Genomic DNA, 22090 nt, shown 5'->3' with positions numbered 1-22090 from the left:
ACGAATAGTTTTGGCAAAGTTGGAGGGCATTATGGCAGAAAAGACTTATGTGGCTAAAAGACCACCCATGGGTTGGAACAGCTGGGATTGCTACGGAGCAAGCGTCAATGAGGAGCAGCTTCTTGGAAATGCCAGATACATGGCAGAGCACCTTAAGGAATTCGGCTGGGAATATGTGGTGTGCGACATTCAGTGGTATGAACCCACAGCGGATTCCCACTGGTATCACAAGTTCACCGAGCTTGAGATGGATGAGTATTCAAGGCTTATCCCTGCAGTGAACAGATTTCCTTCTTCGGCAGGGGGCAAGGGGTTTGGACCTATCGCCAAGGAAATTCACGATATGGGGCTTAAGTTCGGAATCCACATTATGAGAGGAATTCCAAGGCAGGCAGTGCATAGGAATACGCACTTACTGGGGACAACAGCAACAGCCAGGGATATCGCCCAGACCGGTTCCATCTGCATGTGGAATACAGATATGTACGGAGTTGACGCTTCTGTAATGGGAGCGCAGGAATACTATAATTCCATTTTTGAAATGTACGCCGAGTGGGGCGTTGACTATGTAAAGGTTGACGATATCGCAAGGGTTGATGTGGGACCGGAGGCTCCCGGAGCAGGTTTTTCTGAGATCGCCATGATCAAAAAGGCCATTGAGAACTGCGGAAGGCCCATGGTTCTCAGTCTTTCACCGGGCCCGGCAAGAGTGGATCAGAAGGACTTCCTTCTGGAAAATGCAAACATGTGGAGAATGACCGATGATTTCTGGGATAAGTGGGAACATCTCTATGGGATGTTCGAAAGGTGCCATGCCTGGGAAGGTATCGGCTGCAAGGACCACTGGCCTGACTGTGATATGTTGCCTCTTGGCAAGCTCTGTCTTATAGAAAAAGAAGGCGGAGGTCATTATACCTCTTTTACCAAGGATGAGCAGAGAGTTCTCATGACGCTGTGGTGCATGTTCAGATCGCCCCTGATGTTTGGCGGTGAGATGAGAGAGAACGATGACTTCACCCTGGAGCTTATGACCAATACAAGGCTTCTTGATATGCACCGCTACGGAAGGAAGGCAAGACAGATATCCAGGGAGGATGATCTGGTTGTCTGGAAGAGCCTGTCCAAGGATGGGAAAAAGGCCTATGTGGCTTTCTTTAACATCAGTGAGGAAAAGAAGAAGTTCAAGATAAGATTCAAGGATCTGGAGATCAAGGCAAAGAACGAGCTTCCTGCTGCAAATATGTGGACCGGAGAGGGCCTTACCTTAAAGAATAAGACCCAGGTTGAGCTCAAACCGCATTCTGTACTTTGCTATGAGTTAGGAATATCAGAATAAGGCGTGAGTTAAAGATTATTGCAGGAAAATGAGAATGAATTCTCAAATAGGGAAATTTACAGTTATTTTATACAAATTTGCCCTGAAATTCTTGTGAAAATCTTGCCTTTGTAGTATAAATGTAGTAGTGGGCTCAATTTGGCCCAACTTTTAACAGTGTATCTGCGAATTTTCTGCATATTATTCAATTTATTAACTGCAAACTGATAATATCAGACTATTTGCGCAAAAAATATTTAAAGAAAAGAGGTCACAGAATGGCAAACATTGATTTAACTCAGTATGGCATCACAGGCACAACCGAGCTGGTTTACAACCCTTCATATGAGCTTCTTTACGAAGAAGAGAAGAAGCCAGATCTTACAGGATATGAGGTAGGTGTTGACACAGAGCTTGGCGCAGTAAACGTTATGACAGGTATCTACACAGGTCGTTCACCTAAAGATAAGTATATCGTAATGGATGCTAACTCAAAGGATACTGTTTGGTGGACTTCTGACGAGTACAAGAACGACAACCACCCTATGAGCGAAGAAGTTTGGGCTAAGGTTAAGGACATTGCAAAGAAAGAGCTTTGCAACAAGAGACTCTTTGTAGTTGACGCTTTCTGCGGAGCTAACAAGGATTCCCGTATGGCAGTTCGTTTCATCGTAGAGGTTGCTTGGCAGGCTCACTTCATCAAGAACATGTTCATCCAGCCTACAGATGCAGAGCTTGCAGAGTTCAAGCCTGATTTCGTAGTTTATAACGCTTCCAAGGCTAAGGTTGATGACTATCAGGCACTTGGTCTTAATTCAGAGACCTGCGTAGCATTCAACATCACAAGCCGTGAGCAGGTTATCATCAATACATGGTACGGCGGAGAGATGAAGAAGGGTATGTTCTCAATGATGAATTATTACCTTCCTCTTAAGGGCATGGCTTCCATGCACTGCTCAGCTAACACAGATATGGAAGGTAAGAACACAGCTGTATTCTTCGGCCTTTCAGGAACAGGTAAGACAACACTTTCTACAGATCCTAAGAGACTTCTCATCGGTGATGACGAGCACGGCTGGGACGACAACGGAGTATTCAACTTCGAGGGCGGCTGCTATGCTAAGGTTATCGGCCTTGACAAGGAGTCTGAGCCTGATATCTACAACGCAATCAAGAGAGATGCTCTTCTTGAGAACGTAACTGTAGCTGCAGACGGCAAGATCGACTTTGATGATAAGAGCGTTACAGAGAACACTCGTGTATCTTATCCTATTAACCACATCAAGAACATTGTTCTTAATGTTAATCCTACATCTTCAGGCCCTGCTGCTAAGAACGTTATCTTCCTTTCTGCTGATGCGTTCGGAGTACTTCCTCCTGTATCAATTCTGACACCTGAGCAGACACAGTACTACTTCCTTTCAGGCTTCACAGCTAAGCTTGCAGGAACAGAGAGAGGAATCACAGAGCCTACACCTACATTCTCAGCTTGCTTCGGACAGGCATTCCTTGAGCTTCATCCTACAAAGTACGGTGAGGAGCTCGTTAAGAAGATGCAGAAGAGCGGAGCTAAGGCTTACCTTGTAAACACAGGTTGGAACGGCACAGGCAAGAGAATCTCCATCAAGGATACTCGTGGAATCATCGATGCAATCCTTAACGGCGACGTTCTCAAGGCTGAGACCAAGAAGATCCCGATCTTCGATTTCGAAGTTCCTACATCTCTTCCCGGAGTTGATCCTGCAATCCTTGATCCTCGTGATACATACGCTGATGCTTCCGAGTGGGAGACAAAGGCTAAGGATCTTGCTGAGAGATTCACCAAGAACTTCAAGAAATATGAAGGCAACGATGCCGGTAAGGCACTTGTTGCAGCAGGCCCCAAGCTTTAATTTGAAGGCTTCTGCTTAATACGATTTTTAATGAGGATGGTTTTCCTTTGGGAAAGCCATCCTTTTTATTTGGGTTAAGTTAAGCAAAAAATGCAATGTTTTTTCCAAAATCCGCAAAAAAACGAGTATAAAATGTGCAATATATCTAATAAACTTGTTATTAATTGAGGAACCGTTAGTAAACTCGTGACATAAACATAAGAGTTTATAGATGAGGTTTAGCTTAAGAAGGAGGATTTATGAGAAAGAACATTAAGACCAAGGCATTATCTGCAGTGCTTACGGCAGCAATGTCCGTTTCAATGCTTACAGCCTGTGGCGGTGCGGCTACTCCCGCAAACACAGATGCCGGCACTGACACTCAGACAGAAGCTCCTGCACAGACAACAGATGCGCAGACTGATACTGCTACTGAGGTTGCTGCTGACCCTGTTGAGGTAACAGGCTATCAGGAAGCACCTATGCTTGCAGAGCAGGTATCAAGCGGCAAACTTCCTGCAGTTGCAGACAGACTTCCAAGCACCAGCGATGTATTCGTTGAGACACTTGATGCAACAGGCAAGCCCATTGAGATCGGTAACTACGGCGGCGTTATCAATCTTACAGGCGCAGGCGGTGGCTGGGGCCTTTCAAGACCTACACTGGAGTCTATTATCAGATATAACACAGATGGATCTTATTATCCCAACGTTATCAAGTCCTTTGAGCACAACGATGACTTCACAGAGTGGGTATTCCACTTAAGAGAAGGCATGAAGTGGTCAGACGGTGAGGACTTTAACGCAGACGATATCACATTCTGGTACTACATGTGCCATCTTACCAACTACGACGGCAAGAAGAGCTGGGCAGCTCTTAAGGAGACCGTTGATGGTGAGGATGCATGGGCTAAGCTTACTAAGAACGATGATTACACAGTAACCTGGACCTTTGTAAATCCCAAATATCCCGCAGACTTCATCGAGAACGGTGACTTCAAGTGGTGCTGGGCTCCCGAGCATTATCTCCATGATCTCATTCCCGACACAGAGGAAATTCCTTATGTAGAGAATGAATATTATGAGTCCACAGGACTTTCCGAGGAAGATGTCCTTGCAAATGCTCAGAAGAAGAACATCGATGCAGCTACAGTTAAGGATCTTGGTAAGGCTGTATCCTATAACTTCTGGAATACATCAGGACTTCCTACACTTAACTCCTTTGTACTTTCAACAGTACCCGGCAACAGCTCCAAGGACGACACACTGTGCATCATGGATCGCAACCCTTACTTCTGGAAGGTTGATGCAATGGGCAATCAGCTTCCTTATGTAGATGCACTTCACTTTAACACAACCTCCGAGGATGGACAGGATCTTCTTATGTTCCGTTCAGGAGAGATCGATATCATCACCATTGCAATGCAGGATATCGCAGCAACCCTTGCTGATCTTGGAGATCAGGCTTCACTTCGTGAGTGGGGAACCACTGACTGGGGTGCTTACCAGATCACCTTTAACTACACAAACACAGACAAGAACTATGCAGAGCTTTTTGCTAACAAGGACTTCAGAGAGGCAATGTCCATCTGCGTAGACAGATCACAGGTATCTGAGCTTCTTACAGACGGATTCCTTGAGCCCGGCCAGGCAGCTCCTGCTGAGGGCAACGTTGGCTACAGCGAAGAGTGGTCTAAGAAGTGGACAGAGTATGATGTAGATAAGGCTAAATCATTGCTTGAGGGCTGCGGCCTTGTAATGGGATCAGATGGCTTCTACGATTTCGCAGACGGCTCAGATCTCATGATCACCTTCCTTGCATACGACGGTGGCGCAGATGATTCTTATCCTGTATTCGAGCAGTACTACAAGGCCGTAGGTATCAACTGTGCACTTAAGGATCTTGAGGTATCAGCATTCGATACACAGATCGATAACAACGACTGGATTGCAGTTATGGGACCTCACACACCAATCGGCGGCGCATCACTTAAGGACAGAGCAGCACCGTTCGTTCCTATCGCACAGGCAGCTGAGTGGTATGGTGAGTACGGCACATATTACAGCACAAACGGCGCACAGGGCGTTGAGCCTACAGGCGATATGGTCAAGCTCGTTGAGCTCTATGACAAGTGGCGTCTGACTCCCGATGAGGCAGAGAGAGATAAGTATCAGGAAGAGATCTTCAAGATCCATGAAGAGAATCTCTGGTCAATCGGTTATCTTAAGGCTGAGAATTCTTACGAGCTTATCAGCAACAAGATTAAGAACTATGCTGACAACCTTGTATGGGCTGACTGCTATCAGTACGCTAACATGGCACATTACGAAGTAATGTTCAAGGCAGAGTAAAATTTTTTCCGGATTCGGATCAATCAAGTAATAAGTTGGGGGCGTGAAGTAAGTTCCACGTCCCCATTTAAATGAGAAGGGAAGATTTCAATGGGAGAGGCGATAAAGAATTTTTTCAAGAAGGACCTTGTTCAGTACATCGTTAAGCGTGTGCTGATGTTTATCCCTACTTTGATACTGATTTCTATATTGGTTTTCTTTGTTATTCAGCTGCCACCCGGGGATTACGTGTCAGCTCACATTGCAGCACTTGCAACTGAAGGAGAACTTGTAGATGCGGATTACGCCGCATCAATGCGTGCGGACTATGGTCTGGATCTGCCTGTCTGGCAGCAGTATCTTAAGTGGGTCAAAGATATCATTTGGACACCTACGGATTCCGCATACTACAGACTGTACCATTCACATCATAACTGGAAATACTCTTTTGCCTATGGTCGTGATGTCTGGAGCGTTGTTAATGACAGGCTCGGACTTACCATAGGAGTAACAGCGATAATCATGCTGTTCCAATATCTTGTTTCTATTCCAATTGCGGTATATGCCAGCACCCATCAGTATTCCGTGGGAGATTACATATCTGCCATCATCGGATTTTTGGGAACGGCCATACCGAACTTTATTCTGGCTATTGTGCTGATGTACATTTCCTATAAATGGACAGGCAATGCCAACGTTGGTCTGTTTACACAGGAAATGCTGCAAAACGGCATTCACTTATACAATTTCGGTGATTTCTTAAAGAGAATGATAATCCCCATCATAGTAATCGGTACCAGCGGAACCTGCGGTATCATCCGTTCCGTTCGTGCCCAGATGCTTGATGAAGTTGCCCAGCAGTACACACTTACAGCAAGAGCTAAGGGCGTATCTGAGGGAAAAATAATTATGAAGTACTGCTTCAGAGCAGCCATCAACCCTACAGTATCAGGTCTTGGCGGAGTTCTCTCAAGCCTGTTCTCAGGTTCAACTGTTACTGCTCTCGTACTTAACATGCAGATTCAGGGCCCTGTTCTGTACAAGGCTCTTCAGTCCCAGGACATGTATCTTGCGGGCGCCATCGTTATGATCCAGGCTGTACTGGTTGTTATCGGTGTTCTTTTCTCCGATATCGCACTGGCCTTCCTTGATCCAAGAATCCGTTACTCAGGAGGTGGAAGATAATGGCAAAAAAGAAAAAGACAAAAGAAGATTATTATCTTGCCTCCCAGTGGACACTGATGGCAAGAAAGCTTAGAAGACATAAGCTTGCAAGAGTATCCCTTTTTATACTGGCAATTCTGTATCTTGGAGCGCTGTTTGCAGACTTTTTGGCACCCTATTCTCTGGATGAGTTCGACGGACTCTACAGAAATTCAGCTCCAACCGCTATCTATACAATATTTGAGGGCGAGCATGTAGGTCCTCACGTATACAAGCTTGATAAAGCAATCGACAAAAAGACCTTTGAAGTTCAGCTTGAGCCGGACCTTTCCGAGTATTACAAGATCGAATGGTTCGTTCACGGCTGCGAATACAAAATCCTGGGACTTATCCCCTGTGACCTGCATCTTTTCGGAGTGGGGCAGGGATCCAACGGAGGTACGGGAGCCAAAGTATTCCTCTTTGGTGCGGACTCCCTTGGGCGAGACATATTTTCAAGAGTCCTGCTGGGAGCAAGGATATCACTGTCGATTCCCTTCGCCAGCGCCATCATCAGTTTTTTCCTTGGCGTAGCGATCGGATCCATATCAGGATACTTCGGCGGAGTTATCGATATCGTGATCCAGCGTATCATCGAGGTTATCGGAGCAGTTCCCCAGATTCCTCTCTGGATGGCACTTTCAGCAGCTATCCCTGCGGGAATCTCAACAATTAAGATGTATTTCTACATGACCATTATCCTGTCCTTCATCAACTGGACCGGAATGGCAAGAGTAGTTCGTGGCAAAATGCTTTCCTTAAAAAATGAGGACTATGTTATGGCGGCAAGGCTGTCAGGTGTATCCACCTGGAGCATTATCTGGAAGCACCTGGTACCCGGCTTTATGAGTTACCTTATCGTATCTCTTACACTGGGAATTCCCGGATCCATCGTAGGTGAGACATCAATGTCCTACCTTGGCCTGGGTATCAAGTCACCTGCCACCAGCTGGGGCGTACTTCTTCAGGAAGCAAGCTCAGTTACTGACGTAGCGGCTAACCCCCACAAACTGATTCCAATTATTTTCGTAACAATTACGGTTCTTGCGTTTAACTTCCTCGGAGACGGAATGAGAGACGCGGCAGATCCTTACAAGTAATCAGGAGGGATTTATGGAAAAAGACAACATTATAGAAGTAAAGGACCTCCATGTTGATATCAAGATGCTGGACGGAACCCTTACTCCCGTAAGAGGAGTTAATTTCGAGATAAAAAGAGGCGAAACACTGGGCCTTGTAGGCGAGTCCGGTTGCGGTAAGTCAATCACCTGTAAGTCAATTCTGGCCATCAACGACCGCAAGTGCATCCCCAGCGGACAGATCATGTTCAGAAACGAGGATGACACCGAGGTGGATATCCTTAAGATGGACCCCAAGGGAAAAGAGATCAGAAACGTCCGCGGCAAGCAGATCTCCATGATCTTCCAGGAGCCCATGGTAGCTTTTTCTCCTATGTACACCATAGGAAACCAGATTAACGAATGTACACTTCTTCATATCACCAAGGATAAGAAGAAGGCAAAAGAGATATCATTAGAGGTTATGAGAAAGGTTGGTATCGCCAATGTTGAAAAGCGTTACAACCAGTATCCTCATGAGTTCTCCGGCGGTATGTTGCAGAGAGCCCTGATCGCTATGGCTCTTGTATGTAACCCCAAGCTTCTGATTGCGGATGAGCCCACAACAGCTCTCGATGTTACAATCCAGGCACAGATCCTGGAGCTTATGAAGGAGCTTCAGAAAGAATTCAACATGGCAATCCTGTTCATCACCCACGACCTGGGCGTTGTTGCAAGAATGTGCGACAGAGTTGCCGTTATGTACCTTGGAAAGGTTGTTGAGACCGGTGATTCCAAGACAATTTATGCCAATCCACAGCACCCTTACACAAGGGGACTTATCGGATCTGTTCACAAGATTGGCGGTAAGAAGGAGGACAGACTCTTCTCAATCGAGGGTACTGTGCCTCTTGCCATGAATCTTCCTGAGCAGTGCGGATTCTATGACAGATGTGATGCCAGAATAGAGGGCCTTTGTGATAAGGCTGAGCCTGAGCTTGTTGAGATCGAGCCCGGACACAAGATTGCCTGCTTTGCCTGCAACAACCCTGCCTGTGCAGCCCACAGAGCTGAGGTAGAGGCAAGAATCAAGGCTAAGGAAGGAGGAAATTAACGTGGAGAATAATGCAATACTTGAAGTAAAAAATGTTCACAAGCGTTTTACCTCCAAGAATGTAGTAGTTAAGGCTGTTACCGATGTCTCTTTTTCCGTTGAGAAAGGACAGACCATCGGTATCGTAGGTGAGTCGGGCTGTGGCAAGACAACCCTGGGCCGCTGCATCGTAAGAGCCTATGAGGCTTCCGAGGGCGAGGTTTACTATAGAACCGAGGCCGGTGAGGAAGTTGACTTTTTAAAGATCGATAAAAAGAAAATGAAGGAGATCCGCAAGGAGATCCAGATGATCTTCCAGGATCCATATTCTTCACTGGATCCCCGAATGACTGTACTTGATATTATCAAGGAACCCCTGAAGGCAAACTATCCCAAGATGTCCAAGGCAGAGATGGATAAAAAGGCAATAGAGATGGCCGTTAAGGTCGGACTTAACCCCTCATATCTTATGAGATATCCACATGCTTTCTCCGGTGGTCAGAGACAGCGTATCGGAATCGCAAGGGCGCTGGTTCTTAATCCCAGGATTATTGTGTGTGATGAGGCGGTTTCGGCTCTGGACGTGTCCATTCAGGCCCAGGTAATCAACCTGTTAAAAGACCTTCAGAAGGAATTCGGTCTTACGTATTTGTTCATTTCCCACGATCTGTCGGTGGTTGAGCACATTTCCGACAGAGTTGGTGTTATGTACCTTGGTAAGATGGTGGAATACGGAGAGACAGAGCAGATATTTGCTCATCCCAAGCACCCTTACACTGAGGCGCTGATGTCTGCTGTGCCGGTTGCTGATCCCACCTTCCGGCAGGAGAGAATTCCCCTTAAGGGCGAGATTCCCAATCCCGCCAATCCGCCCAGCGGCTGCTATTTCCACACCCGCTGTAGGTATTGCCGGCAGAAATGTAAAGAAGTCGCACCTGAATATAAGGAGATTGAGCCCGGACACTTCGTGGCTTGCCACTATGCTAAGGAGCTTAATCTGCGCGGATTTGAATACACTGAATAAGACCTTAACCTAAGACTTTATCAAAGCCGCTTTCTATTATGGGAGGCGGCTTCTGTGTATCGGAAGGAGCGCAGTTCGTGAAAAATCTGCGTTGGCCCAAATCTACAAGAGATAAGGAAGGGAGATATGGAAGAGAGAGAATATGTACTGCGTCATGCCCCAATTATATATATGGACGAAAAGGAACCTTTCAGTATAAAGAGGGTGGGGTATGAGGTGTATGAAGAGGATGGCGCTGTCAGCAGATCCTTCAATCGCAAGTTTGATTTTTTGAACTACAAAGGGGCGGTTAAGGTTATCGAATACGCTTATTATTTGGACTATGATATTCAGCATCTCTACGACCTTGAGCATATCTGGGTATATCTGGATGAAAAGGATAACCTGGTGGGAGCGGAAGGTAGCTACCATGGCAGGTTTCTCAGAGCTACGCTGCCGGAATTTACCAGTGTGTACAAGAAGGATGAGATGGAAGAGGAATATCTTGTACATGATGGAACGATGGCGAGGGTGATATATCCTGACGGCAGCAGGCTCATCATGTACTCTCAACCGGGAAAGCATGCGATGCTGGCTAGTCCCAGGCTCATGCATCTTTATCCGGAACTATTCGAAGCCTGCACAAGGCTTGCGGGAATCAGTGGACTGGATGCGCCTGAGGAATATCTTAAGGACATTCATATCACTGAGGAAGAGAACAGGAAGGTTGTAGAGTATATAAAAGAGAATTTTGTGTTTGAACCCTCAATGAGATTCGAGGAAAACGAGATAAAGCATGAGGATTATATCCCTTTAGCGGAGCTTAAGAGGGAGATCCCGGGGTATATAAAGAAACAGCTGGAGGACATTGGGGTTACGCCAAGAAGCATGAATACAAGACAGTGTATTGTTAGAGAAGACTAAGATCAGAAGACTATAAGCAGGATATCATATTCAGATACTTAGACAGGAGACTAGATGCCGGATTACATTACAAGAATAAATGGTCTTATAGAGAAAAAGAATGCCCTTGGAAAGCAGATTTTTTCTGATGTTATGCCTATTGATAAGGTCATGACAAAGGAAGGAATAAGGTTTACCGAGATTCCCTACGACAGTAGAGAGACCATATTTGAGGAGCCAAAGGACTGGGAGGAATTTAAGGCGGGAGGCGCTTGGGGTAAGCCTGATACCCATTTTTGCTTTAAGCTTAAGGTCCGGATCCCGGAGATATATCGGGGAAAAGAGGTGCTTTTTTTCCTGTCCACCGGAGCTGATGATATCTGGAATACGGATAACCCTCAGATGCTTCTATACATAGATGGCATAAGGCGCTGCGGCATGGATATGAACCACAACAGCGTTGTCGTCTATGAAAAAGAGGATTGGGAAAAGGGTCGTGACAGGGCTGTTGATATTGGAATCTATGCCTATTCCAACCTGGCAGAAAATGAGAATCTCCTGAATATGGAGCTGGCAGCCAGAAATGAGGCGGTGACCAGGGCCTATTTTGACGTACTGGTACTGCTGGAGGCGGCGGAGGCGCTTCTTGGTATCAGGAAAGAAGAGGAACTTCCGGAGGCGTTTTCGGCTGAAGTTCTTGAAGAAAAGATAGATGACCGATTTAGATTTTCCAAGAAGGAAATATTGGATGAGCTGATAGCAGGTCTTGAAGAAGCTTTTCGAATTCTTGGAATGGCTGGGGCTTTTGACGAGGCAGTGATAACAGAGAAGACTGATATCTTAGATGAGCTGGCGATCAAGGCCTCGGAGTATCTAAGGAAGAACCTCTACGGCAGAGATTATCTTCCTGTGACGGTGGCAAGTACCGGTCATACCCATATCGACGTGGCCTGGAAGTGGCAGCTTTGCCAGACCCGTGAAAAGGCCATCAGGAGCTACGCCACAGTGATGGAGCTGATGAAGCGTTACCCCGAGTACCGTTTCATGATGAGTACTCCCCAGCTCTATGAATATATCAGAGAGGATGAGCCGGAGCTGTTTGAAGAGATCAAGGAGAAGGTGAAGGAGGGCAGGTTTGAGCCCGAGGGAGCCATGTGGCTTGAGGCGGATTGTAACCTGACTTCGGGGGAATCGCTGGTTCGACAGATACTTTACGGAAAACGGTATTTTAAAGGAGCCTTTGGAATAGACAGCGATATCCTGTGGCTTCCTGATGTTTTCGGATACAGTGCTGCAATGCCTCAGATTCTTAAAAAGAGCGGAGTCAGAGCCTTTGTCACCACCAAGCTTGCCTGGAATGATACAAATAGACTTCCCCATGACTTTTTTTACTGGGAAGGAATTGATGGGACTAAGATTCCCACCTATCTCATAACAACCTGTGACTATCCCCTGGCGGACAAGGCCATGAAGACCGGCGGCCTTCTGGAGTACACCTACAACGGAAGACAGAACCCGTCGCAGATTCTTGGAACTTACAGGGCTTTCAGGGAAAAAGAGCTGACCGATGAGCTTCTTACTGTTTACGGGTTTGGAGACGGTGGAGGCGGCCCCACCTGGGAGATGCTGGAGATGGACAGGCGCCTTGAAATGGGAGTGCCCGGGTGCCCGAGAACAGAGCTCAAAAGTGTTACAGCCTTTTTTGATGATCTTCTGAAAAAGCTTAAGAAGCCTGAGAAAATTCCTAAGATATCCGGAGAGCTTTACCTCGAATACCATCGGGGAACCTACACCTCCATGGCCAAAAACAAGCGCTACAACAGGCAGCTGGAGTATCTGCTTAAGGAGGCTGAGCTTATTTGCAGCTACGGACTTTTGGCAGGAAGGATCAGATATCCTGAGAACGACCTCTATGAGATATGGAAGGTTCTGATGCTCAATCAGTTCCATGACATTCTGCCGGGTTCCTCTATAAAAGGAGTCTATGAGGATTCCTGGGAACAGTATGAGGATGCCATCAGCGATTGCAAGGGAATTATCCGCTTTGCCTACGAGCAGGCGACAGGCTTTGACTGCGAATTTGACGAGGATTTTGACGAGGATTATGAGGCGGACTTTGAGGCTGATGCTGAAGATGGGCCTGTGGAAGCCCTTAAGCAGGGGCAGAAAACTGAACTGGAGACGCCTTTTTATAAAGTTGTTTTTGATGAGAACGGAGAAATCGAGTCTCTGTTTGATAAAGAGCTTGGCAGGGAGATCAGGGATCTGTCCCAGCCGCCCCTCAACAGGCTGATGGCCTTTGAGGATAAGCCCAAGGATTATGATGCCTGGAACATAGATGCGGATTTTGAAAAGACCAGCTGGAACATCACGGATCTTCAGTATATTGAGCTGCCGGAGGTTCCGAAGGAGGACGCTGAGGATTTTGATGTGGCTGCCTATGTAAATATTGAAAGGAACTTCAGAAAATCCGTTATTGGTCAGAACATCATTTTTTACAAGCATTCAAAGCGAATTGATTTCGAGACCGATGTTGACTGGCATGAGCACCAGACCCTTCTCAAGGCCGCATTCCCGGTGGAAGTGGAGGCTTCCAATCTGGACTGCGATATCCAATTTGGCAATCTTCGAAGGAAGATAAAGAGAGATACCAGCATAGAAAAAGCGAAATTTGAGTGCTGTGCCCACCGTTGGATAGATATGACGGCGGACACCGGTGAATATGGAGTCGCCATCCTGAATGACTGCAAGTATGGCTATGATGCAAAAGAGAAGCTCATGAGACTAACCCTTATCAAATCAGGTATCTTCCCTAATCCGGATGCGGACCAGGGAGTGCATCTTTTCACATATTCGCTGCTTCCACACAGAGGCGATTTCAGGGAAGGCCTTGTTATAGAGCAGGCAGAAGAGCTTAACGCAGAGAGTATTGGATTTTTACCTTTCCTGCAGGAGAGTATGGCCAAGGATCTGGCAAAGCTCCGGGAGGGCATCATAGACCTGGGTGATGAGAAAGGTGTCTATGTAAGCGCCATCAAGAAGGCAGAGGATACCGGCGCCATCATCATCCGCCTATACGAAGCCCACGGCCGTAGCCATGAAGTGAAGGCACAGCTCTTTAAGGATTTTGAAAAGGTGGAGATTCGTAACGTCCGGGCCTGCAACCTACTGGAAAAAACAAGCCGGGTAGAGCAGGACTTTGACAGGAACACCGGAATACTATCTTTTGCTATAGCACCCTATGAGGTCAAGACCTACAGCATTACCTTCTGGTGACAGGCACTTCACCCCGCGAAAGTGACAGGCACTTTAGCAGATGAAAGTGACAGGCGCTAAGCAAAAAATGCAATATTTAAGTGAACATAACATAAAAACCGCGTAGATAATGCCGTAATTTGACCCTAAAATGGGATTAAAAGTGGAGGAATCATGAGTAAGGAAACCAAATTTTTATCCATCGCAATAGGACTTTTGCAGGGACAGCTACGGGAAAAAGGGCAGTCCGATCCTATTGTGGATGGGATGGATGCCGAGAGGCTTGTAAACTTCATAAGATATGCCAAGGTAGTATGCCCCGGTGGCAAGGCAAGGACCAATGAGGTTGACTATCCTGCCCCCAATAAAAGGAACAGATTTCACCGAAACGGAATCCCTGAGAATTGCACAGAGCTTGGAGATGTGTTCATAGAGACCACCTGTAAAGGACTGGGAACACCTTCCCAGGTCAAATTCTTCAAACTTCTTGAGGGAGAAAACTTCGAGAATTTCGACAGGGTTAACGGCAAGATAACCATGATAAGGGATATCACCGGCTTTGACGGAACGCTCCACAGATATCTGCCGGAAGGCCGCTATTTCATCGAAGTATCCAAGGGCAGTGAATATGAGATCATCACAGACTCTATCGAGGTGAAAAAAGACACCCTTGAGAAGAGATACTATGAGCTAAACCGCTTCATAGACCTTGAAAAAATGGGATGGATAGCCGGAGACAACCATCATCACAGCATATATTCCAGCCCCGCCTTTGGCGGAGATGATGACGTTGTTGAATCCCCGCAGGATATCGCCAATTCCATGATGGCCATGGGCCTTGGCTACGGAGCCCTGTCAGACCACCACAATATCCTTGGTCACAAGGCATGGCAGGCTTTAAAAAGAGAGGACTTCCTTCCCGTAATATCCAAAGAGATCTCCACCTCCAACGGCCACGTAATGGCTATGGGAGTTGACACAGATGTTATCTACAACATACCGGAGCAGAAGGACAGAACCGATGAGTACCTGCGCTCCGAGTTTGTAAGGATTACAAATATCATCAAGGACAAGGGCGGCCTTGCTCAGATCAATCACCCAAGAGATCTGCAGAGAGCAATCTCCTGGAATCCTGCATTTAACGATATGCTGGACATCTTCGAGACCATGGAGATATGGAACGGCTCCAATCCCATGTTACCGGGAAGTACCAACGATCTGGCAAGAAACCTGTGGCATGAGTGCATGAAGAAGGGCCTTTTCCTTCCTGCCACCACCGGAAGCGATACCCACAACATCTGCGCCGATGATTATCATGTTCTGTATGATGAGATCCTTGATACAAGAGACCTGATACAGCTAAACACGCAGGAACTCTCAAGTAAATATCCCGAAGAGGTCAAGGTATACACGCTGATCTGCGAGAGCCTCCTTCCAATATTGGAAAAATGGGCTGAGACCAACCTTACCAGCGGCGGCGTCAGAACCTATGTGAATATAGGAATAGGCAGTGAACATGGCAAAGCAAGGACTCCGCAGAAGGTCATGGACGCCCTTCGCTGCGGCCACAGTTTTTTGACCAACGGACCTATTCTTCTTACAACAGTTAATGGTAAGCGCCCCGGAGAAAAACTTGGGGATGAAGATAAAGAAGATAACAAACTTGATATAAAAATTAAGCTATATTCCAACAGACCCTTGAGCAAGCTTCAGATCTGCACCGAGAACGGAGTAGTTAAAGAGATCATTCTCAAGGCAACCGAAGAAAACGGCCATTACGATTACAGCTGCAGGCTTACAGAGAATCCCCTGGAATATCCCCACGACCACTACATTTACTTTGTGGCCATGGATGATTGCACCAATATGGCCATCACCAATCCGGTGTGCATGTAAAAACATAAGTGCCATCAGTTATCACAAAGGATTATTTGTTAAGCACCGCAGACTGGCGATATTCCCTCGGGGACGAGCCGCTGATCCTGTTGAAGATGCGGTTGAACTGAGAAAAGGATGCAAAGCCGCAGTCCGAAGCAATCGCAGAGATCTTGTCATTGGTGGAGACCAGCCTGTACTGGGCATTCTTGATCCTGGTCAGCTGAATGTAGTTGGAAATATTGAAACCCGTAACCTGCTTGAACTCACGAGATAAATAGCTGGGGCTGATAAAAAAGCGCTCAGACAAAGAAGCGAGAGAAATATCATCCTTATAATTGGCATGAATAAAGGAGGAAATCTCATACATCTTCTGTTCTATGGAGTTGTAGGCCTGATCATTGGTATAGATATTTTTACCCGAGAGCTCGTAGAGCCCGTACAAAAACTCCTGGAACTTGTTGTGGATGTAGAATTCATCCGCTGCATTGCCGTAGTAGTCATGATTTTTGGAAAAACTAAAAAGGTCATTCAGGATATCAATCAGGCGCTGCCTGTCCTCCAGCTCAAGGCGGAGGATCGGAACCTCAGTATGGAAGGGCTTAAGGATCTCCTTGTAGGCCTCGGCGGTTTCCGGTTTGTCCAGCGGATACATGAAATCGATGATGACACGCTTACTTGGCTCACCCTTGTAATATACGGATTTGTGCATAACGGAAGGGGCCAGCAGAACCATATCGCCCATATGAATATTGTAGGGAGTACCCTCAATGAGATGGGTTGCATTTGGGGCAAGAAGCAGCATGACCTCGTAGTAGGGGTGGAGATGCTGGAATTCCATGTTGATGGAATAGTCCCTTTTATCATAATCAATGTAATAAAAAATATTGTTGGCTATGTTGTTGATGATTATATAGTGGTTGTCTTCGTAGTAGACACTGTCATTGATCAGCATTGGTTCACCATAAACGAAATTTGAATAATTAGTTTCACAGTAAAAGTATAAAGGAAATAGAAAGAGGTAGCAAATGAAAGTCGAGAGAGAAAAAATCCTGAAGACCCTGGAGGTACTGGCAGACAGTTTTCAGAAATTCCTGTACGAGGATGATGAGAAATTTCTTGAAAACATGAAGACCAAGAGCCTTGCCGGGGACGATATCTCCAGATATCAGCACTGGGAGTGGACCCAGGGCGTGGGACTTTACGGCCTTTTGCAGATGTATGAGGAGACCGGAAACAGGAGCTATCTTGAGACTCTGGAAAAATATTATGAGAAGGAGGTAGGCCTTGGGCTTCCCGCCAAGAATATCAACACAGTGGCGCCCATGCTGACATTGTCTTTCCTTCTTAAGAATTCTGATAACCCGGTGTACAGGGGCGTATGCCATGAATGGGCTGTTGCCATAATGAACGACTTTGCCAGAACTCAGGAAGGGGGACTGCAGCATCGTACCTCCGACAGCGAGAACACAGAAGAGCTCTGGGATGACACCCTGTTCATGACGGTAATGTTCCTCGCCAGCATGGCAGAAATTGAGGATAACGACGAATGGAGACAGGAGGCAAGATACCAGTTCCTTCTTCATATCAAATATCTGTGCGACAGAAAGACCGGCCTTTTGTTCCACGGCTGGACCTTCCTTGAGCATGGCAACTTCGCTGAGGCCCTCTGGGGAAGAGGAAACAGCTGGTTCACCATCGCAGTTCCTGAATACTTCTCAGTTACAGAAGTTAAGGGGGCTGACAGACGTTTCATCACTGAGGCCCTTAAGGCCCAGGTGGAGGCCCTCGCCAAATACCAGGATGAGAGCGGAATGTGGCACACCCTTGTGGATGATCCCACTTCCTATGTTGAGACCAGTGCCACCTGCGGATTTGCTTACGGAATACTGAAGGCAGTGAGAATGGGACTTATCGATGAGAAGTATAAGGAAGTCGGATTGAAGGCTTTGGAGCCTGTGCTTAACTACATCGATCCCGACGGAACGGTGAATCAGGTGTCCTATGGAACGCCTATGGGTAGGATTACCAAGGACTTCTATAAAGAGATTGAGATCAAGCCCATGCCCTACGGACAGGCCGTGGCGATGCTATTCTTGATGGAAGTGTTGAAGGCGTGAGTTGGTGGGCGGTTGCGAGTCAATGGGGACGGTTGTGAGTCAATGGGGACGGTTCTCTGTGACTCACGAAGCGAGTCACAGAGAACCGTCCCCATTGACTCGCAACCGTCCCCATTGACTCACAACCGTCCAGGAGCACATAAGAGGTAAGTATGTACAGAATAGGAATAGATGTAGGCGGAACCAACATCGCCATGGGCGTGGTGGACTCCGAATTACACATAATAAAAAAGAATTCCATAAAGACCAAAGAAGCATCTGAACCGGAGGCCATGATCGCCGCCATTGCACAGGGCGTAAAAGACCTCATGGCTAAAGCCCGGATCACCGAATCCGAGATAGAATCCATCGGCGTCGGTGTCCCCGGAACCGCAGAGCTTGACACAGGCCGTATCCTCTATGCCAATAACCTCGGCTTTGAGGAAGTTCCTTTTTTGCCAAAGCTAAGAACAGCTCTTGGAGAGCCCCTGGGCAGCAGGACCTTTTTTGACAACGATGCCAATGCTGCGGCCATCGGCGAGTACGTGGCGGGAAAATACAACGTTCCCGTATTTGTCATGGTTACTCTGGGCACCGGAATCGGCGGCGGAATCATCATTGGTGGCAAGGTTCTACGAGGCCTTAACTATGCGGCAGCAGAATTTGGCCATATGTCCATTAACATTGACGGCTGTGACTGTAACTGCGGAAGAAAAGGTTGTTTTGAGGACTACGCTTCAGCAACAGCCCTCACAGAGATGGCTAAGGAAGCGGGAATGCCTGAATATACCGATGGCGAGAGCTTTTTTGCCGCAGTAAAAGATGGAGATGAAACAGCGAATAAAGTTCTGGATGAGTTTGTCTACTACTTATCCGAAGGACTTACCAATCTTATAAATATTCTGCAGCCCGATGTGCTGGTCCTTAGCGGCGGAATCACAAGGGCAGCGGACCTCTTTCTTGATAAGGTAAGGGAGAGAGTATACAGAGATGTTTATTCAAGGAGCAGTGCCAAGAATACTGAGATCCGCATAGCAAGCGGCATTCCGGATGCAGGGGATGTAGGCATCATCGGAGCTGCACTGATCTCAGAGTAAATATCAGAAACATGAACAAGCAAGAATTTCTGATACGAGCATACAGAATTAACATTAAGTGATGTCAGATAAGACAGGAAGGGTATCGATGAAGAATCATTATCAGATAATCTTAACAGACACAGAGGAGCTGGTGTACGAATCCATGCGGGTTCAGATCATGGATGAGAACGACGAGAACTACGGCGCCTTCATGGATCAGGACCACATCCTTGATGCCAAGTACACAATTTACAGAACCGCATCAATGATAGCAGTGTATTGCAACGAGGACAGCTCTTTTCATGAGGACGAAGCGCTCTTTAAGCGCATAATGGCAGGACTTCGCTTTGCAAGGATGATGCAGCACGACAGCGGACTTTTTGACTATGTGACCTGTAATTTTTCCTCAGCGCCGGACACAGCTTTTTGCATAAAAAAGATAATGCCGCATTTCTTCTATCTGAAGGATATCAAGGCCGCTAAGAGAACGGATAAAGAGGATCAGATATTCACTGCTCTTAACGAGATCATAAGAGACGCCGCAAAAGGCATTATGACAGGGGGATTCCATACTCCCAACCACAGATGGGCCATAGCCTCAACTCTTATGGAGTGCTCCAAGATCTACGACAGCAAGGAAATGGCCGATTGCGCAAACAGATATCTGGCAGAGGGCATCGACTGCAACGAAGACGGAGAGTATGCGGAGAAATCAGCCGGAAACTACAACCGCGTCAACAACGATGCCATGATAACCCTGGCTGAGGCCACAGGCGATAAGTCCTACGAGGATCACGTTATCAGAAACCTCCACATGATGCTGCACTACTGGGAGCCCGACGGATCTGTTTTTACCGCCAACTCCACCCGTTTTGACAAGGACAGACTGTCCTATCCTACAGATTATTACACAGAGTATGTGCTGATGGCGCAGCGCCATGACATCCCTGAATTCTATGATATGGCCAACACCATCATAGACATTTGTTTAAAAAAGAATCTTCACACCCCGGACTGCCTCATTTTCTTCATGTGGCATCCTGAGTGGAAAAACATAGAACATGAGGGCCTGTACGGCAATCCCGACTACAAGGTCTTTTACCAAAACTCCGGTATCTCAAGAAACAGAACAGGAAGATACACCTACACAGTGATGAGTGGCAAGTCCAATTTCCTCTATTTCCACAACGGAACCATCAAGGTGGAGATGAAGGTTGCGGGGAGCTTTTGCGAGCACAGAGCCTTCAAGGCTGAGAAGATGGTTCAGGAGGGAGAGACACTGCACCTGTCCCAGACCATGCACGGTTGGTATTACCTGCCCTGGAGCCCTGATAAGATCCCTGAGACCAACGACTGGTGGCAGATGGACAATGCAGCCCGCGATAAGAAGATGGGCCCCGACATGGATATCGACGTCTGGGTTAGGGAGAGCAAGGACAACGACGGAATCGACATAAGAGTTAAGACCAGCGGCGTAGAAGGCGCTCCCTGGAGAATCGAGCTCTCCGTTACAGGTGCAACCTTCCTTGAGAACGGACACCTTGCCACAGCTCTTGTGGGCGGAGAAGCCATCACTGTCAAGGATGAGATGGTTGAACTGTCAAACAGTAAGGACACACTCACCATCGGACCTGCCTTTGGAACCCATAGATTCATGGAGGGCAAGGAGGATTCGGAGCTACGAAACGGCGGAGCTTCAACAATTTATTTTACCGACTACACAGGCTTTGACCATATCATATCTATCAGAAATGAGAGGAGCAGGTTCTAGGGAATGAAACACACAGACGTGCGTGATAAAAGAAAAAACGGAGTAGCTTTGGTCAAGGAGTTTACCACGCCTTCTAAGATTGTCACCGGAAGGGGAGCACTTACCAAGGCGCCCGGATATATGGATGGTTTTGGCCAAAAAGCCCTCATCATCAGCGATCAGATAATGGTCAAAATGGGGAAAGTCAGAATCATCACCGATGCGCTGTCCAAAAAGGGAATAGGCTATACTATATTCCACGATTTTCTTGAAGACCCTACAGAAGCTAAGGCGAAAGCAGCTTATGAGGTCTATAAAAAAGAAGGCTGCGACTTTCTCATCGGTATCGGCACAGGAGCCGCCCTTGATCTGATGAAGGCAGTAGCTGTTCTTGACGGCTGCGGCGGAGAACTTGCGGATCACATGGGAGAAGAGATAACAGGTATCAGGACCAAAATGGCTGCAATCCCTACTGCTTCGGGGACAGGCGCAGAGGCTACAGCTTTTACATATATTACAGCTGCCGATGCCACAGAGCCGATCTTCCTTAGGGGACAGGAGTTAATGCCGGATGTTGCCATCATAGATCCTGAGCTTACTACCACTTTGCCCGTCAAGGCTACGGCTGTTTTCGGGCTTAACGCACTGATTCTGGCAATAGAGGCTTATATATCTAAGAATTCACAGCCTATTACCGATACACTGGCACTTTCTGCAATCAGGAGGATATTCCGTTATCTTCCGCTTGCTTATCATGACGGAGAAAATGAGGTTGCCAGAAACCAGATGTCAATTGCAGCGCTGGAGGCCGGAGTAGCCTATAACAGCACAGGAGCTGCCCTTATCAGCGCAATGAGTAGACCTGTTACAGGAATCTTTCATGTGCCAATGGGAATGGCTGAAGCGATGCTGGCGCATCTATGCCTTGAATATGTCAAGGACGGAGCTAAGGACAGATTCGCAGAGATGGCAAGAGCCACAGGAGCAGCCACGGAAGGCGATAATGACGATGGGGCAGCAGAGCTCTTTTTGTCCCAGATAAAAAAGATCTGCAGAGTCTGCCAGATTCCAACAGCCGCGGAATCTGGAATTTCGAAGGACGACTTTTTTGCCAAGATAGATGAGATGGCAGAGATTGCAGTAAAAAGCGGAGGGCCTGCCAACACAATACGAGAGCCTGATTCGGAAGTGCTGAAGAATCTATATATGAAATTATATGAGTGAGTGTGGACGGTTGCGAGTCAATGGGGACGGTT

The 22090-nt window shown here is 47.0% G+C and carries 15 protein-coding genes; 14 read left to right on the top strand and 1 reads right to left on the bottom strand.

Annotation, left to right across the window (positions count from 1 at the left end; genetic code table 11):
* The first annotated feature begins 31 nt into the window (after window positions 1-31).
* From NXH67_RS02690 to NXH67_RS02645, 10 genes are all read left to right on the top strand, one after another.
* On the top strand, window positions 32-1336 hold the full coding sequence (locus NXH67_RS02690) for a glycoside hydrolase family 27 protein (protein ID WP_272796282.1): 1305 nt from the start codon (window positions 32-34) through the stop codon (window positions 1334-1336).
* 257 nt (window positions 1337-1593) lie between these two features.
* On the top strand, window positions 1594-3207 hold the full coding sequence (gene pckA / locus NXH67_RS02685) for a phosphoenolpyruvate carboxykinase (ATP) (protein WP_272796281.1): 1614 nt from the start codon (window positions 1594-1596) through the stop codon (window positions 3205-3207).
* 239 nt (window positions 3208-3446) lie between these two features.
* A complete protein-coding gene (locus tag NXH67_RS02680; protein ID WP_272796280.1) occupies window positions 3447-5537 on the top strand; it encodes an ABC transporter substrate-binding protein in 2091 nt (696 codons plus the stop codon).
* Window positions 5538-5627: 90 nt separating this feature from the next.
* A complete protein-coding gene (locus NXH67_RS02675) occupies window positions 5628-6701 on the top strand; it encodes an ABC transporter permease (protein ID WP_022778010.1) in 1074 nt (357 codons plus the stop codon).
* On the top strand, window positions 6701-7819 hold the full coding sequence (locus NXH67_RS02670) for an ABC transporter permease (protein WP_022778009.1): 1119 nt from the start codon (window positions 6701-6703) through the stop codon (window positions 7817-7819). The genes NXH67_RS02675 and NXH67_RS02670 overlap by 1 nt, the downstream gene beginning before the upstream one ends.
* A gap of 13 nt (window positions 7820-7832) precedes the next feature.
* On the top strand, window positions 7833-8891 hold the full coding sequence (locus NXH67_RS02665; protein ID WP_022778008.1) for an ABC transporter ATP-binding protein: 1059 nt from the start codon (window positions 7833-7835) through the stop codon (window positions 8889-8891).
* A gap of 1 nt (window position 8892) precedes the next feature.
* The gene (locus tag NXH67_RS02660) at window positions 8893-9894 is read left to right on the top strand and encodes an ABC transporter ATP-binding protein (protein WP_272796279.1); all 1002 of its coding nucleotides are present in this window, start codon (window positions 8893-8895) and stop codon (window positions 9892-9894) included.
* 171 nt (window positions 9895-10065) lie between these two features.
* Complete coding sequence (locus NXH67_RS02655) at window positions 10066-10797, top strand: hypothetical protein (RefSeq protein WP_272796278.1); 732 nt, start codon at window positions 10066-10068, stop codon at window positions 10795-10797.
* Window positions 10798-10851: 54 nt separating this feature from the next.
* Complete coding sequence (locus NXH67_RS02650) at window positions 10852-14052, top strand: alpha-mannosidase (RefSeq protein ID WP_272796277.1); 3201 nt, start codon at window positions 10852-10854, stop codon at window positions 14050-14052.
* A gap of 153 nt (window positions 14053-14205) precedes the next feature.
* Entirely contained in the window at window positions 14206-15927 is a 1722-nt protein-coding gene (locus NXH67_RS02645; RefSeq protein WP_272796276.1) for a CehA/McbA family metallohydrolase, read from the top strand.
* Window positions 15928-15958: 31 nt separating this feature from the next.
* Here the strand turns inward: NXH67_RS02645 and NXH67_RS02640 are convergent, their stop codons facing one another.
* Window positions 15959-16861: a helix-turn-helix domain-containing protein gene (locus tag NXH67_RS02640; protein WP_022778003.1), complete on the bottom strand. Its 903-nt coding sequence runs from the start codon at window positions 16859-16861 to the stop codon at window positions 15959-15961.
* A gap of 73 nt (window positions 16862-16934) precedes the next feature.
* On the opposite strand from NXH67_RS02640, the gene bglB reads away from it, so the two are divergent.
* From bglB to NXH67_RS02620, 4 genes are all read left to right on the top strand, one after another.
* Window positions 16935-18026, top strand: coding sequence for a beta-galactosidase BglB (gene bglB / locus NXH67_RS02635; RefSeq protein WP_272796275.1), 1092 nt, complete (start codon window positions 16935-16937; stop codon window positions 18024-18026).
* A 152-nt stretch (window positions 18027-18178) separates the two neighbouring features.
* Window positions 18179-19102: an ROK family protein gene (locus tag NXH67_RS02630; protein WP_022778001.1), complete on the top strand. Its 924-nt coding sequence runs from the start codon at window positions 18179-18181 to the stop codon at window positions 19100-19102.
* 88 nt (window positions 19103-19190) lie between these two features.
* On the top strand, window positions 19191-20855 hold the full coding sequence (locus NXH67_RS02625) for a hypothetical protein (RefSeq protein ID WP_272796274.1): 1665 nt from the start codon (window positions 19191-19193) through the stop codon (window positions 20853-20855).
* 3 nt (window positions 20856-20858) lie between these two features.
* Window positions 20859-22058, top strand: a complete 1200-nt coding sequence (locus tag NXH67_RS02620; RefSeq protein ID WP_272796272.1) for an iron-containing alcohol dehydrogenase — start codon at window positions 20859-20861, stop codon at window positions 22056-22058.
* The last annotated feature ends 32 nt before the right edge of the window (window positions 22059-22090 follow it).

It is taken from the genome of Butyrivibrio sp. DSM 10294, from assembly GCF_028539135.1.
GTDB lineage: Bacteria > Bacillota > Clostridia > Lachnospirales > Lachnospiraceae > Butyrivibrio.
Note: the sequence above shows the minus strand (reverse complement) of the source record. Positions and strands in the feature narration are given on the sequence as shown.